Origin of the sequence: Streptomyces sp. SKN60 (assembly GCF_026236535.1) — a bacterium.
Lineage (GTDB): Bacteria > Actinomycetota > Actinomycetes > Streptomycetales > Streptomycetaceae > Streptomyces.
In genome coordinates this window covers 1-13,573 of sequence record NZ_JAHTMW010000024.1, presented here as the reverse complement: position 1 = coordinate 13,573, position 13,573 = coordinate 1, and the positions used below count along the sequence as shown (strand labels likewise).

At 73.3% G+C, this 13,573-nt stretch carries 11 protein-coding genes; 5 read left to right on the top strand and 6 right to left on the bottom strand.

From position 1 onward, the window contains the following. Window positions 1-25 precede the first annotated feature (25 nt). The 6 genes from KV205_RS30625 to mtrA all read right to left on the bottom strand — a co-directional run bounded on the left by KV205_RS30625 (window position 26) and on the right by mtrA (window position 7,647). Complete coding sequence (locus KV205_RS30625; protein ID WP_265868032.1) at window positions 26-781, bottom strand: response regulator transcription factor; 756 nt, start codon at window positions 779-781, stop codon at window positions 26-28. A 236-nt stretch (window positions 782-1,017) separates the two neighbouring features. Then, entirely contained in the window at window positions 1,018-1,698 is a 681-nt protein-coding gene (gene hpf, locus KV205_RS30620; RefSeq protein WP_265868031.1) for a ribosome hibernation-promoting factor, HPF/YfiA family, read from the bottom strand. Window positions 1,699-2,029: 331 nt separating this feature from the next. Beyond that, window positions 2,030-2,848 (bottom strand): ComF family protein, encoded by an 819-nt coding sequence (locus KV205_RS30615; protein WP_265868028.1) that lies wholly within the window; start codon window positions 2,846-2,848, stop codon window positions 2,030-2,032. Window positions 2,849-3,040: 192 nt separating this feature from the next. Beyond that, window positions 3,041-4,807: an LpqB family beta-propeller domain-containing protein gene (locus KV205_RS30610; protein ID WP_265868118.1), complete on the bottom strand. Its 1,767-nt coding sequence runs from the start codon at window positions 4,805-4,807 to the stop codon at window positions 3,041-3,043. A gap of 97 nt (window positions 4,808-4,904) precedes the next feature. After that, the gene (gene mtrB, locus KV205_RS30605) at window positions 4,905-6,968 is read right to left on the bottom strand and encodes an MtrAB system histidine kinase MtrB (protein WP_265868027.1); all 2,064 of its coding nucleotides are present in this window, start codon (window positions 6,966-6,968) and stop codon (window positions 4,905-4,907) included. 1 nt (window position 6,969) lies between these two features. Beyond that, the gene (mtrA, locus tag KV205_RS30600; RefSeq protein WP_009333493.1) at window positions 6,970-7,647 is read right to left on the bottom strand and encodes a two-component system response regulator MtrA; all 678 of its coding nucleotides are present in this window, start codon (window positions 7,645-7,647) and stop codon (window positions 6,970-6,972) included. A gap of 411 nt (window positions 7,648-8,058) precedes the next feature. Between mtrA and KV205_RS30595 the strand changes: the two genes are divergently transcribed. Genes KV205_RS30595 through KV205_RS30575 form a run of 5 tightly spaced genes read left to right on the top strand, consistent with a single transcriptional unit; the run spans window position 8,059 to window position 13,448 of the window. After that, window positions 8,059-9,270: a hypothetical protein gene (locus KV205_RS30595; protein WP_265868019.1), complete on the top strand. Its 1,212-nt coding sequence runs from the start codon at window positions 8,059-8,061 to the stop codon at window positions 9,268-9,270. Window positions 9,271-9,274: 4 nt separating this feature from the next. Then, complete coding sequence (locus KV205_RS30590; RefSeq protein WP_265868018.1) at window positions 9,275-9,952, top strand: DUF4129 domain-containing protein; 678 nt, start codon at window positions 9,275-9,277, stop codon at window positions 9,950-9,952. Further along, entirely contained in the window at window positions 9,949-11,160 is a 1,212-nt protein-coding gene (locus tag KV205_RS30585) for a DUF4350 domain-containing protein (protein ID WP_265868016.1), read from the top strand. Before KV205_RS30590 ends, KV205_RS30585 begins: the two co-directional genes overlap by 4 nt. Next, window positions 11,157-12,140 (top strand): MoxR family ATPase, encoded by a 984-nt coding sequence (locus KV205_RS30580; protein ID WP_265868015.1) that lies wholly within the window; start codon window positions 11,157-11,159, stop codon window positions 12,138-12,140. The genes KV205_RS30585 and KV205_RS30580 overlap by 4 nt, the downstream gene beginning before the upstream one ends. Window positions 12,141-12,152: 12 nt before the next feature. Further along, window positions 12,153-13,448 (top strand): DUF58 domain-containing protein, encoded by a 1,296-nt coding sequence (locus KV205_RS30575; protein ID WP_265868014.1) that lies wholly within the window; start codon window positions 12,153-12,155, stop codon window positions 13,446-13,448. Window positions 13,449-13,573: the final 125 nt, after the last annotated feature.

Below are 13,573 nucleotides of genomic sequence, written 5' to 3'. Positions count from 1 at the left end.
CTGTGGGGCAGGTCTCCGGCGGGCCTCAGCGGATCTCGAGGATCTTCTCCCGCATCGCGTAGACCACGGCCTCCATCCGGGAGTGCAGCTGCAGCTTCTCCAGGATGTTGCGGACGTGGTTCTTCACGGTGTTCTCGGAGATGAACAACTCCTTGGCGATGTCCCGGTTGTTCATCCCGGTGGCGACGAGCTTGAGGACCTCCAGCTCGCGGTCGGTCAGGCGCGGCGCGGGCACGAGCCGGCGCTCGTCGGTGCGCTGGATCATCGACTTGAACTCGGTGAGCAGCTTCGAGGCCATCGAGGGGCTGATCTGCGACTGCCCGTCGGCGACGGCGCGGATCGCGGTGGCGACCTCGTCGGTGGAGATCTCCTTGAGGAGATAGCCGGTGGCGCCCGCCTTGATCGCGTCGTAGAGGTCGGCCTCCTCGTCGCTGATCGTCAGCATGATGATCTTCGCGCTGGGGGCGACCTCCTTGATGGAGGTGCACGCCTCGATTCCGCCCCGCTTGGGCATGCGGACGTCCATCAGGACGATGTCGGGCAGGAGATCGGCCGCCTTGTCGACGGCTTCCGCGCCGTCCCCCGCCTCGCCGACGACCTGGATGTCCTCTTCCTGCGCGAGAACGATCTCCAGACCGCGGCGGAAAAGGGCGTGATCGTCCACGACGAGGACCCGGATCGGCTCGTCGCGTGACGCCCCGTTGGCCGAATCCATTCCCTCCGGGTTCACCGGCTGGTCGAGCGTTCGCCCGCCGTGCACCGGCCCGAAGCTGTCCGCCATCGTTCCTCCCCCATGAAGGCCGTGGCCTGAAGTCATGTACTGGTTCGCTTTCGGTCCCCAACCGCTGCTCGGGGAGCACCGGTTGGCGTGCGGCCCATGCTTTCATGCCGCGGCCCCCGTGCGGTGATCCCGTGGGCGCACGCGGGCGCACAGGGGTGCCCCTGGGAGCGCGCGGAGCGCTCCAGGGGCACCGGGGTCATGGTCCGTCCGCGGCCGGGGCGCGCGGCCCGGGGCGATCAGCCGCCGAGCGCGCCGCCCGCGCCGCCGCCCTCGGCGAGCGGGTCGCTCTCGAGGTGGATGACGCCGTAGTCGTAGGCGTGTCGCCGGTAGACGACACTGGGCTGCTTCGTGTCGGAGTCGACGAAGAGATAGAAGTCGTGCCCGACCAGCTCCATCTCGTAGAGCGCCTGGTCGAGGCTCATGGGGGCGGCACTGTGGGTCTTCTCCCTGACCACCAGCGGCCCTTCGCCCTGGACCTGGATCGAACCCATCATCGTGGTGGGCACGTTCTCGGACTCATCGGCGACCAGCTCGCCGCTGCCGTTGAGCTCGGCGGCGCCGTGCACCACGTCACCGACCTCGGCCGCCGACAGCCGGCCGGCGCCGCGGCGGGTGAACCGCTTGTCGTGCTGCTTGCGCAGTCGGGCCTCCAGCTTGTCGCTGGCGAGGTCGAGCGCTGCGTACGGGTCGCCTGCTGCCGCTTCCGCCCGGATCACCGGGCCTCGGGAGTGGAGGGTGATCTCCACGCGGTCCGACCTGTCGGCCTGCCGCGGGTTGTGCTCCTTGGACACCTCGACGTCGAGGCTGATCACCTTGCCGTCGAGCTTCTGGATCTTCTCCAGCTTCAGCTTCTCGGCCACGTGCTTCCGGAACCGCTCGGGCACCTCGGTCTTGCGGCCCTTGACGACGATGTCCACGCAGAACTCCGTTCCCGGATTGCCCGTCCCGGCTCCTTGGCCCGGCGGGCTACATCCCTTTGCACCAGGCCCCGGCGATTACCGGAACCTCGGACTTGGCGACCTGACCTCCTCCTCCCCAGTCGACAAGCTCCCCACCCCATCAACCAGAGGTTAATTCGCCTTGAACTCCTGTCCTGTAGGCGCACCCGTGCATTCGATGAGGTGTGGCATTCGCCATTCCTCACAACCGAACATAGCTCGTTCGGACGGGTGTCGGCACCCGCTGGAGCGGGTTACCTCCGTTCGGGTGCATTCACCTCTCACCACCTGCAACGATGCAACTTCCCCGTCAGTTCCGGTTTATTTCGAACGAGGACGGAGAAGATGCGACTACCGCCGCCGCGGCCTGTTCGAATTGCCCTTCCTCGGCTCCTCCTGCCGCGCCTCCCTTCGGCCTGTCCGGTAATCCCGGAAACATGAACGGACGGTGTACGGAGCGGTGCCCGTGCCCGGCCGCCGCGAGCGCCCGCGCCGCCTCCGCGAGCGAGGCCCCGGTGGTCATCAGGTCGTCCACGAGGACCACCCGCGCGCCCGCCCGCACGGCCTCGCCGAGCGGCCGCACTCCGGACGCCGCCACCTCGAGCGCCCCGGCCAGGTTCGCCCGCCGCCCGCGCGCACCGAGCCCGGACTGGTCGGCCACCTCCCGCCGCTGCCGCAGCACCGGCAGGACCCGCGCCGCCCGTCCCGTACGCCGCAGCCGGCCCGCCGCGGCCAGGGCGATCCGCCGGGTCGGATCATGGCCACGCGCCCGCACCGAGCGCCGCGAGGACGGCACCGGTACGAGGAGCAGCGCACCGCCCCCGGGCCCGCCCCGGCCCCCGACAGCGGCCGTCACGGCCCCCGCGAGCGCCACGCCCAGGGGCACGGCGAGCGGCAGCGCGCCGCGCTCCTTGTGCGCGAGCAGCACGGCCCGCGTCGCGCCCTCGTAGGCGGCCGCCGCGAACACCGCCGGCAGCCCCGGCGGCTCCGGCGCCGGCCGTACCCGACGGGGAGCACCGCCGGTGAGTTCGACCGCGCACGGCGGGCACAGCGCCGTACGGGGTCTCCCGCAGCCTCCGCAGGAGCCCGGCAGCACCAGCCCGGCAATCTCTCGCCACCACCCCCGCATGGCTCCACTGTCCTCCTGCCCGGCGGCTCCGGCCACCCCTGTGGAAAACCCCCTGTGGACAACCCGAGAGGAAAGGAGAAAGGGCCCCGTCCGCAGGACGCGGACGGGGCCCGAACGGCCCGGAGGGGCGGGGCCGGACGGCCTGGCGCCGAGGCCCGGGCCCAGGGGTCGCAGCGGTGCCTGGAGGGGGGCTCAGCCCGGGTAGACCGGGTAGCCGCCCTCCTTCACCACCGGCTGCCAGTTCGCGCCCGGGACCAGCCGCACGATGCCGTCGTTGCCGGAGTCGGCGACCACCGGCGCCTGCTCGCCGTGCGGCGCGGCCACCGCCTCGACGCCGTTGAGGCCCGGCAGGACCGAGCTCGCCGAGGTCGAGCCGTCCGTCTGCACGTACCGCACCTGCTGCACCCCGCCGGCCTCCGTACCGACCACGACGAGCCGGCTCGGCCCGGCCCAGGAGACGGAGGTGACCGACTCCAGGCGCGGCGCCGCGTTCTCCAGGTCCGTCACGGCGACCGACTGCACGCCGTCGTCGAAGGTCCGCTCGACCCGCCCGATCTGCAGGGTGGTCCGCTTGTCCTGGGTGACGAGCAGCGCGATGCGCACCCCGTCGGCGGAGACCCGCAGCGACTCGATGCGCGCGCCGTCCCGCAGCCACGGCGTCGCGACCTCGATCCGCTCGCCCCGGCCGCCCGGCACCATCCACAGGCGCGGCTTGAGCGGGTTGCGGTCGGCGACCCACAGGTCGCCGCGGCCGTCCCAGCTGGGCGCGGACAGGCGGTTGTCGGGCTGGGCGGCGGTGCTGGTGACGACGGGCGCGGGCAGCTCCTCGTCGGTGGTGAGCGAGCCGACGCGCAGCTCGCGCCCGTCCTGGACGACACCCGCCGCGTAACTCTCCTCGCGATCCACACCCACGGACCGCAGCGGAAGCGTGCCCTTCCCGAAGGGGCCGGTCACCTCGGTCGGCTTGTCGGGCCGCTGCCCGTCGACCGACAGCATCATCAGCTTGCCGTGCTCGTCGACGAAGTAGGGGTTCTCGCCGCCGCCGGGATTGCGGACCGGCGAGTACTCGTCGATCGCCTGCCCCTTGCCGAGCAGGCACAGCCGGTTGCCCCCGCTGCCCTGGATCTCCACCTGCTCGACCCGTACCGAGGTCAGGTCGCGCAGCGTGAACAGCAGCTGCGCCGCCATGCCCTTGCAGGCGGCCGCGCCGACGTGGTCGGCCTTCTTGTTGAGCGGCACCTTCAGGGTGGACTGGTCGTCCGTGGCCAGGGTGGTGACGCCCTCGCGCAGCTGCGTGCCGGACGGGAAGCGGGTGTCGACGGCCGGGTTCAGCCAGCCGGTCGGGCCCTCCAGGAGCGCCTTCACGGTCTGCGCGACCGGGTCCATGCGGGTGACCGGGTCCTGGCGCTGCCGGATGTAGACGGGGTCGGCGACGACCCAGTTCTCGCCGGAGGCGAAGTAGTACTTGTTGACCGAGCGGTAGTTGCGCAGGAAGTCCGCCTCGCCGAGCACCAGGCCCTTGGGCAGCTTGTCGATGCGCCATTCCCTGGTCTTGCCGTCCGCCGCGAGCTGCTGCACCACGTGGATCGAGTCGGCGTACTCGGCGGGCGCCTTCGGCTGGTAGGCGTGGCTCGCGTCGACCGTCGCGATCTGCCGTCCGGACAGCGGGAAGGTCCGCCCCGTGCTCTCCGGGTCGGCGAGCCGCACCGCCGGGTCGCGGCCGGGCGCGTTGGTGAGCACGGCGATGTTCTCCTCCGGCTTCCAACTGCGCGCGGCCTGCTTCGTCAGGTACTTCCGCGCCGTGGCGAAGCCGGGGTCGTCACTCGTCATGGCCTCCAGGAAGCCGTCGACGATCTCGGCCGGATCGGCGTTCTCGCGCGGCGCCACCGCGTACACCCGCACCTGCGAGTCGCCCGGGTTGGAGGCCTTCACGGGCTGGACGTCACCGCTGTCGGGCATGGTCGCGCAGCCGGCCACGAGCAGCGAACCACACGCCGCCAGGACCGCGCCCCGCACCGGCCTTCCCCGCCCCAGGGTCTCCCGCTTCCCTCGTAGGTCAGCGCCCACCAGTTCCGTCCTCCCGCTCGGCGCGCGTCGACGCCATCGCCTCACCACCCAGGCCGTCCCCGGTGTCCTCCGTGCCGTCGGCGGACCGGGCCACCACCCGGGCGCCGCTGCCCGGCAGGGCCGTCGGATCGGCCGTCGCCCGCGGCACGGCGGGCAGCCGCGGCGGTACGGGCAGGCCCGGGCGGTCCCCGGCGGACTGCACCGGTACCGCCGGAAGCCGCGCCCCGGCCGCCGAACCGCCGCCCGTGGCCGTGCCGCCGGGCTTCGGGGCACCGCCCGCCGCGCCCGGCGCCCCGGCGTCGAGCGCGGCCTGCTCGCGGTTGCGCCGCGAGTCCTCCGGCTCCAGCGGGATCGGGGAGCCGCGCAGCGGCTCGTCCGCGGTGCGCGGCAGGGTGAGCCGGAACTGCGAGCCGCCGCCCGCCTCGCCCCACGCCTGGAGCCAGCCGCCGTGCAGCCGGGCGTCCTCCACCGCGATCGACAGGCCCAGGCCCGTACCGCCGGTGGTCCGGGCGCGGGCCGGGTCGGCCCGCCAGAAGCGGTTGAACACCCGGGTCGCCTCGCCCGGCTTGAGGCCCACGCCGTAGTCGCGCACGGCGACCGCGACGGCCCCGCCGGCCGCGGCCAGCTTCACGACGACGTCCCGGCCCTCGCCGTGCTCGACGGCGTTCACGACCAGATTGCGCAGCACCCGCTCGACCCGGCGGGCGTCCGCCTCGGCGACCACCGGCTGCTCGTCGCCGGTGACGACGATCCGGCAGCCCTTGCGCTCGGCCAGCGGCTCGGCGCCGCCGATGACCCGCCGCACCACCTCGCGCAGATCTATCGGCGCCGCTTCCAGGGCCGCCGCGCCCGCGTCGAAGCGGCTGATCTCCAGGAGGTCGGAGAGCAGCGACTCGAAACGGTCGAGCTGGTCGCCGAGGAGCTCGGCGGAGCGCGCGGTCACCGGGTCGAAGTCGGCGCGCGCGTCGTGGATGACGTCGGCCGCCATCCGTACCGTCGTCAGCGGGGTGCGCAGCTCGTGCGACACGTCGGAGACGAAGCGCCGCTGCATCCGGGACAGCTCCTCCAGCTGCTGGATCTTGAGCTGGAGGTTCTGCGCCATCTTGTTGAAGGCCTCGCCGAGGCGCGCGATGTCGTCCTCGCCGGTGACCTTCATCCGCTCCTGGAGCCCACTGGCCGACAGCCGCTCGGCCACCCCGGCGGCCATCCGCACGGGCGTGACGACCTGCCGCACCACCAGCCACGCGATGGCGCCGAGCAGCACGACGACGAACAGCCCGGCGGTCGCCAGGGTGCCCTTGACCAGGGCGAGGGAGTCGCCCTCCTGGGTGAGCGGGAAGAGGTAGTACAGCTCGTACGGGGTGCCGTCGGCGTCGTTGAGCCGCTTGCCGATCACCAGGCCGGCCTCGGAGGACTTGCCGCTGGTGTAGTGGATGCGGGCGAACTTCTGGAAGGTGCCGGTGCCCTGCGCGACGTTGTGCCGCAGGTCGGCGGGGATGCTCGTGGTCGGGTCGACCTCACCGGAGGCGCGGGCGCCGCGGCTGGCGGTGTTGCCGGTCTCCAGGGACAGCGCGACCACGTTGTAGGCGCTCTGGCCGCCGCTGGCGAGCTGCTCGACGAGGGTCGAGCGCCAGTTCACGGACGCGCCGGCCCGGCCGCCGTCCTGGTCGCCCGGCTGGGAGGGCGTGGTCGCGGCCCGGTCCTGCGCGGCGGAGAACCCGCCGGCCGCCTGGCTCTGCGCCGCCCTCTCCTTGGCGTCGAGCAGCCCGTTGCGCACCTGGCCGATGACGACCAGGCCGAGCAGCAGCACCACCCCGAGGGACATGAGCAGGGTGCCCGCGACGACCCGCACCTGCAGATTGCGCCGCCACAGGCGTACGGCGGGGAGCAGGGGGCGCCGCACCCAGCGCATCACGAGCCGGAACACCGGCCCGCCGGGGGCGCCGTCCTGGAGCAGACGGCCGAAACGCGGACCCCCCCGTCCCGGTCCGGCAGCCCGCCCCGTACGGACTCCCGGGTCCCCGGGCTTCGGAGCAGCACTGCCTGCGCTCATGTCAGCTCGGTCCCGCCTTGTAACCGACACCGCGGACGGTCACCACGATCTCCGGGCGCTCGGGGTCCTTCTCGACCTTCGAGCGCAGCCGCTGGACGTGCACGTTCACCAGACGGGTGTCGGCGGCGTGCCGGTAGCCCCAGACCTGCTCCAGGAGCACCTCACGCGTGAACACCTGCCACGGCTTGCGGGCGAGGGCGACGAGCAGGTCGAACTCCAGCGGCGTCAGGGCGATGGACTGCCCGTCCCGCTTCACGGAGTGCCCGGCCACGTCGATGACCAGATCCCCGATGGCCAGCTGCTCGGGCGCCGGCTCCTCCGACCTCCGCAGCCGCGCCCGGATCCGGGCGACGAGCTCCTTCGGCTTGAACGGCTTCACGATGTAGTCGTCGGCGCCCGACTCGAGCCCGACGACGACGTCGACGGTGTCGCTCTTGGCCGTGAGCATCACGATCGGCACCCCGGACTCGGCCCGGATCAGCCGGCACACCTCGATCCCGTCCCGCCCGGGCAGCATCAGATCGAGCAGCACCAGATCCGGCTTGGCCTCGCGAAAGGCCGCGAGCGCCTTGTCGCCGTCCGCGACGAACGACGGCTCGAACCCTTCACCTCGCAGCACGATGCCGAGCATCTCGGCCAGTGCGGTGTCGTCGTCGACGACGAGAACGCGTCCCTTCATATCGACATCATCCCATTTCCGTATCAGTCTCAAGGCGGCTGGTGAGATACCTCACTGACCTGCGGTGTCGGGCGGATGCCTGCTCCGGGGGCCACGCGGCCGGCCAGCACCGTACCCCGCGCCCTCCGGTACGGACGAGGCGAACGGTTCCGGCCATCGCCGTGATCGCCGCCGAACCCTCCCCGATGTGTTCCCCCGTCGCCCCCGAATCGCCCGCCCGAAGCGGCGTCGGCACAGTCTGCCCCCGCCGCCTCCCGCAAGGAAGGTGCAGGAGTGCGCCCTGGCCCCGCCCGCAGGAGGGGCCCGCGTGGCACGATGGCTCCCGGCCCGCCGCCCGGACAGGCGTACGGCCGCAGAGACCGAGCCGGTTCGCCGATCCGGCCCCGCGACCATTCCTCGAGGTGGACGACCGTGAACGACACTCCGGGCTGGACCTCGCCCGGATCTGCTCCCTCCGACGGCCAGGACGGCTCGGGGATCCCCCGGCCCGCCTCGCCCGGCGATGCGAACGGCTCCGCACCCCAGTGGTCGAAGGAGCAGCCGCCCGCCGGCCAGTGGCAGTCGCCGACCGCCCCCGGCGCCGACGCCCCGCCGCAGACCCCGGCCCGCGCCCACAGCGGCGGCGGCTGGGGCGCGCCACCCCCGTACGGACACTGGGGGCCGCCACCGGCCGCCAAGCCCGGTGTGCTGCCGCTGCGCCCGCTGACCCTCGGCGACATCCTCGACGGGGCCGCGACGACCATGCGCCGCTACTGGCAGACGGTCCTCGCGATCAGCCTCAGTGTCGCGGTCGTCGCGCAGCTCGCGGACATCCTCAGCGTGCGCTTCCTGGCCCCGGAGCCCGTGGCGATCGACCCGGACGCCACCCCGGCCGAGGCCCTGTCGCAGAGCGTCGCGTCCCTGAAGAACGCGCTGGCCGAGTCCGGCCCCTCGTACGTCGTCATGATCGCCGCCGGGCTGATCTGCTCCGCGCTGCTCACCGTCGTCATGAGCCGGGCCGTCCTCGGCCGCCCGGTCACCCTCGGCGACGCCTGGCGGGACGCCCGCTCTCGGCTGCTCCAGCTCCTCGGCATCACCGTCCTGGTGATCGCCGCCTCCGTCGCGATCATGTTCGTGGGCATCCTGCCCGGACTGCTCCTCGGCGGCAGCGCCGGCGACGCCCTGGCCTTCGTGGGCGGCCTCTGCGCCTTCGTCGCCGTCGTCTGGCTGACGATCGCCCTCTCCCTCGCCTCCCCCGCCCTGATGCTGGAGCGCCAGGGCGTCGTCAAGGCGATGAAGCGGTCCATGAAGCTGGTCCAGGGCTCCTGGTGGCGCATCTTCGGCATCACCCTGCTCACCAATGTGATGGTCGCCGTCTTCACGATGCTGGTCGCCATCCCGTTCGTCATCGCGGCGACGGCCGCCTCCGGCAGCGGCCTCGACTCCTTCATGGAGGGCAGCGTCCCGGAGACCGGCTGGACCTTCCTGATCATCATGGGCATCGGCGGCGTCATCACCAGCGCCCTCACCTACCCGCTGACCTCCGGTGTGACCGTGCTCCTCTACATCGACCAGCGCATCCGCCGCGAGGCCCTCGACCTCGAACTGGCCCGCGCCGCCGGACTCCACGGCTACGGAGGCTGATGGCGTGACGATCACGGGGGGCACGGCCGGTGGCACACCGGTCGACATTCCGCGCGTCCCCGCCCGGGAGGCGGCGGAGCGCGAACTGTCCAAGCCGATGTACCACGAGAACGATCCCAGCCTGCTCCAGCGCGTCCTCGACCGCTTCTGGGACTGGGTCGACGGCCTCTTCGACGCCGCCTCCGGCGCGACCCCGGGCGGCGTCATCGGCCTCGTGGCCGTCGTCATCGTCGTGCTCGCCCTGGTCGCCGCCCTCTGGTGGCGCCTCGGCACCCCCCGCCTTACGCCCGCCGCCGGCGGCGACTCCCTCTTCGACGACGGTCCCCGCACCGCCGCCGAACACCGGGCCGCCGCCGCCCGGCACGCCTCCGCCGGCCAATGGAACCAGGCCGTCCAGGAACGCATGCGCGCCATCGTCCGCGCCCTCGAGGAACGCACCCTGCTCGAACCCCGCCCCGGCCGCACCGCCGACGAGGCCGCCGCCGAAGCCGGCCGCCATCTCCCCGTCCACGCCGACGCCCTGCGCGCCGCCGCCCGCGCCTTCGACGACGTCACATACGGCGGCCGGAGCGCCGACCAACCCGCGTACCGGCGCATCGAGCAGCTGGACACCGCCCTGGAGCGGACCAAGCCGGTCCTCGCCACGAGCACCGCCGGCGGCTTCACGGAGGCGCCCCGATGAACCGCGCCCCGAAGACCCGCTCCGCCACCTCCACCTCGCTCACCCCGCGCCAGCTGTGGAGCCGCGCCCGCGGCGCCCTGCTGCTCCTCGCTCTGGCCCTGATCGGCGGCCTCGTCCTGGCCACCGTCCGCTCCTCCGACCACGGCGGCCGCCTCGACCCGCGCTCCGCCGACCCCTACGGCAGCCGCGCCGTCGCCGAACTCCTCAAGACCCGGGGCGTCACCGTCGACGTCCACGACACCCTGGCCGCCGCCACCGCCGCCACGGGCGACGACACCACCCTGCTCGTCACCACCCCCGACCTGCTGACGCCGCAACAGCAGTCCACGCTGTACGGGGCGATGAGCCGCTCGGCCGGCCGCACCGTCCTCCTCGGCGCCGGCGCCGCGAGCCTCGACACCCTCGCCCCCGGCATCGACACCGACCTGAGCGTCGCCGTCGCCACCCGCGCCCCCGGCCCCCGCTGCACCCTGCCGGCCGCCACCCGCGCCGGCACGGCCGACCTCGGCGGCGAGCGCTACCGCACCGGCGCCACCACCGCCGACGCCTGCTACCCCGCCGACGGCCTGCCGACCCTGGTCCGCGTCCCCGGCCCGGGCAGCGCCGACACGGTCCTCGTCGGCTCCCCCGAACTCCTCTACAACAAGCGCCTCGCCCAACAGGGCAACGCCTCCCTCGCCCTGCAACTCCTCGGCTCCCGACCGCATCTCGTCTGGTACCTCCCCTCACTCACCGACGTGCCCGCAGACCCCGAGACCACCGACGACCCCGGCTCCGCCTTCCTCGACCTGATCCCCTCCGGCTGGCTGTGGGGCACCCTCCAACTCGCCGTCGCCGCCGTGCTCGCCGCCGTCTGGCGCGCCCGCCGCCTCGGCCCCCTCGTACCCGAACGCCTCCCCGTCGCCATCCGCGCCTCCGAGGCGACCGAGGGCCGCGCCCGCCTCTACCGCAAGACCGACGCCCGCGACCGCGCGGCCACCGTCCTGCGCACCGCGACCCGCGACCGGATCGCCACGCTCCTCGGCGTCCCCGCCAAGGACGCCCACTCCCCCGACCTGGTCCTCCCCGCACTCTCCGCACGGATCCCCACGACCGCCGCGGCGGTCCACCGGACCCTCCTCTTCGGCCCGGCTCCCGCCGACGACGCCGCCCTCGTCCGCCTCGCGGACCAACTCGACGCCCTCGAAAGAGAGGTACGCACCTCATGAGCGCCCCGACCCCCGAGACCATGACGAGCTCGGACAGCGCCCGCGCCTCCCTGGAGGCCCTGCGCACCGAGATCGGAAAGGCCGTGGTCGGCCAGGACCCGGCCGTCACCGGTCTCGTCGTCGCCCTGCTCTGCAAGGGCCACGTGCTGCTCGAGGGCGTCCCCGGCGTCGCCAAGACCCTCCTGGTGCGGGCCCTCGCCACGTCGCTCGAACTCGAGACCAAGCGCGTCCAGTTCACCCCCGACCTGATGCCGAGCGACGTGACGGGCTCCCTCGTCTACGACGCCCGGACCGCGGAGTTCTCCTTCCAGCCCGGCCCGGTCTTCACCAACCTGCTGCTCGCCGACGAGATCAACCGGACGCCCCCCAAGACCCAGGCCTCACTCCTGGAGGCCATGGAAGAGCGCCAGGTCACTGTGGACGGAACTCCCCGCCCGCTGCCCGAGCCCTTCCTCGTCGCCGCGACCCAGAACCCCGTCGAGTACGAGGGCACCTATCCGCTGCCCGAGGCCCAACTCGACCGCTTCCTGCTGAAGCTGACGGTCCCGCTGCCCTCACGCGAGGACGAGATCAGCGTCCTCACCCGGCATGCCCAGGGCTTCGACCCGCGCGACCTGAAGGCCGCCGGAGTCCGCCCCGTCGCCGGCCCCGCCGAACTCGCGGCCGCCCGCGAAGCGGTCGCCAAGGTCGCGGTCTCCGCCGAGATCGCCGGCTATGTCGTCGATATCTGCCGTGCCACGCGTGAATCCCCCTCGCTCACTCTCGGCGTCTCCCCCCGAGGAGCCACCGCCCTGCTCTCCACGGCCCGCGCCTGGGCCTGGCTCACCGGCCGGGACTACGTCACCCCGGACGATGTGAAGGCCCTGGCGCTGCCGACCCTCCGGCACCGTGTCCAACTGCGGCCCGAGGCCGAGATGGAGGGAGTCACTCCCGACGCCGTCCTCAACTCGCTCCTCGCCCACGTCCCCGTACCTCGCTGAGAACGGCACCCCATGGCCCTCACCGGACGAACCGCCCTGCTCGCCGCCATCGGGTCGCTCCCCGTGGGCATCCTCGCGCCCAGCTGGACGGGGATGCTCGCGGTGAACGCGCCACTCACACTCGCAATTCTGTGCGACTACGCGATGGCCGCGCCAGTGCGAAAGCTCCAATTCACCCGATCCGGTGACACAACTGTTCGACTGGGTGACGCGGCCGAAGTCCGACTGACCGTCACCAACCCGTCCCGCCGCCGACTTCGCGCCCAGCTCCGCGACGCCTGGGCCCCGAGCGCCGCCCAGAACCCCACACGCCAGAAGCTGACGGTCCCCGCCGGCGAACGCCGCCGGATCACCACGGCCCTGCGCCCCACCCGCCGCGGCGACCGCCGCGCCGAGCGCGTCACCGTCCGCTCCTTCGGCCCCCTCGGCCTCGCCGCCCGCCAGGGCAACCACGAGGTCCCGTGGGCCGTGCGGGTCCTGCCGCCCTTCACCAGCCGCAAGCACCTGCCCTCGCGCCTGGCCCGGCTCCGCGAACTCGACGGCCGCACCAGCGTCCTCACCCGCGGCGAGGGCACCGAGTTCGACAGCCTCCGCGAGTACGTCCCCGGCGACGACACCCGCTCCATCGACTGGCGGGCCACCGCCCGCCAGACCACCGTCGCCGTCCGCACCTGGCGCCCCGAACGCGACCGCCACATCCTCATCGTCCTCGACACCGGCCGCACCTCCGCCGGCCGCGTCGGAGACGTCCCGCGCCTCGACGCCGCGATGGACGCGGCACTCCTGCTCACCGCCCTCGCCTCCCGCGCCGGCGACCGCGTCGACCTCCTCGCCTACGACCGCCGCCTCCGCGCCCAGGTCCAGGGCCGCTCCGCGAACGACGTCCTGCCGGCCGTGGTCGACGCCCTGGCCCCGCTCGAACCCGAACTCGTCGAGACCGACGCCCGCGGCCTCGCGGCCACCGCCCTGGCCCGCGCCCCGCGCCGCTCGCTCATCGTCCTGCTCACAGGCCTGGACGCCGCCCCCGTCGAAGAGGGCCTGCTCCCGGTCCTCCCCCAGCTCACCCAGCGCCACACCGTCCTGGTCGCCTCCCTGTCCGACCCGCACGTCGCCCGGATGGCCGGCACCCGAGGCACGATCGAGGGCGTCTACGAGGCGGCCGCCGCGACCCAGACCCAGTCCCAGCGCCTCCGCACCGCCGAACAGCTCCAGCGCCACGGCGTCACCGTCGTGGACGCGACCCCGGACGCCTTGGCCCCCGCGCTGGCGGACGCGTATCTCGCGCTGAAGGCCGCCGGCAAGCTCTGAGCGGAGCGCGGGGCCTTCCGCCGGTTCCGGCCGGCCGCTGGAAAGGGGCCGTGAACGCAGAAAAGCCCCGCACCATGAGGTGCGGGGCTTTCCCACAATGATTGTTCGGCGGCGTCCTACTCTCC

What these genes read in the sequence shown, in the direction of transcription:
- KV205_RS30625 (WP_265868032.1), bottom strand. Translation starts at nt 781, where the DNA reads ATGGCGGACAGCTTCGGGCCGGTGCACGGCGGGCGAACGCTCGACCAG.
- KV205_RS30615 (WP_265868028.1), bottom strand. Translation starts at nt 2,848, where the DNA reads ATGCGGGGGTGGTGGCGAGAGATTGCCGGGCTGGTGCTGCCGGGCTCC.
- KV205_RS30610 (WP_265868118.1), bottom strand. Translation starts at nt 4,807, where the DNA reads ATGCCCGACAGCGGTGACGTCCAGCCCGTGAAGGCCTCCAACCCGGGC.
- mtrB (WP_265868027.1), bottom strand. Translation starts at nt 6,968, where the DNA reads ATGAGCGCAGGCAGTGCTGCTCCGAAGCCCGGGGACCCGGGAGTCCGT.
- mtrA (WP_009333493.1), bottom strand. Translation starts at nt 7,647, where the DNA reads ATGAAGGGACGCGTTCTCGTCGTCGACGACGACACCGCACTGGCCGAG.
- KV205_RS30585 (WP_265868016.1), top strand. Translation starts at nt 9,949, where the DNA reads ATGAACCGCGCCCCGAAGACCCGCTCCGCCACCTCCACCTCGCTCACC.
- KV205_RS30580 (WP_265868015.1), top strand. Translation starts at nt 11,157, where the DNA reads ATGAGCGCCCCGACCCCCGAGACCATGACGAGCTCGGACAGCGCCCGC.
- KV205_RS30575 (WP_265868014.1), top strand. Translation starts at nt 12,153, where the DNA reads ATGGCCCTCACCGGACGAACCGCCCTGCTCGCCGCCATCGGGTCGCTC.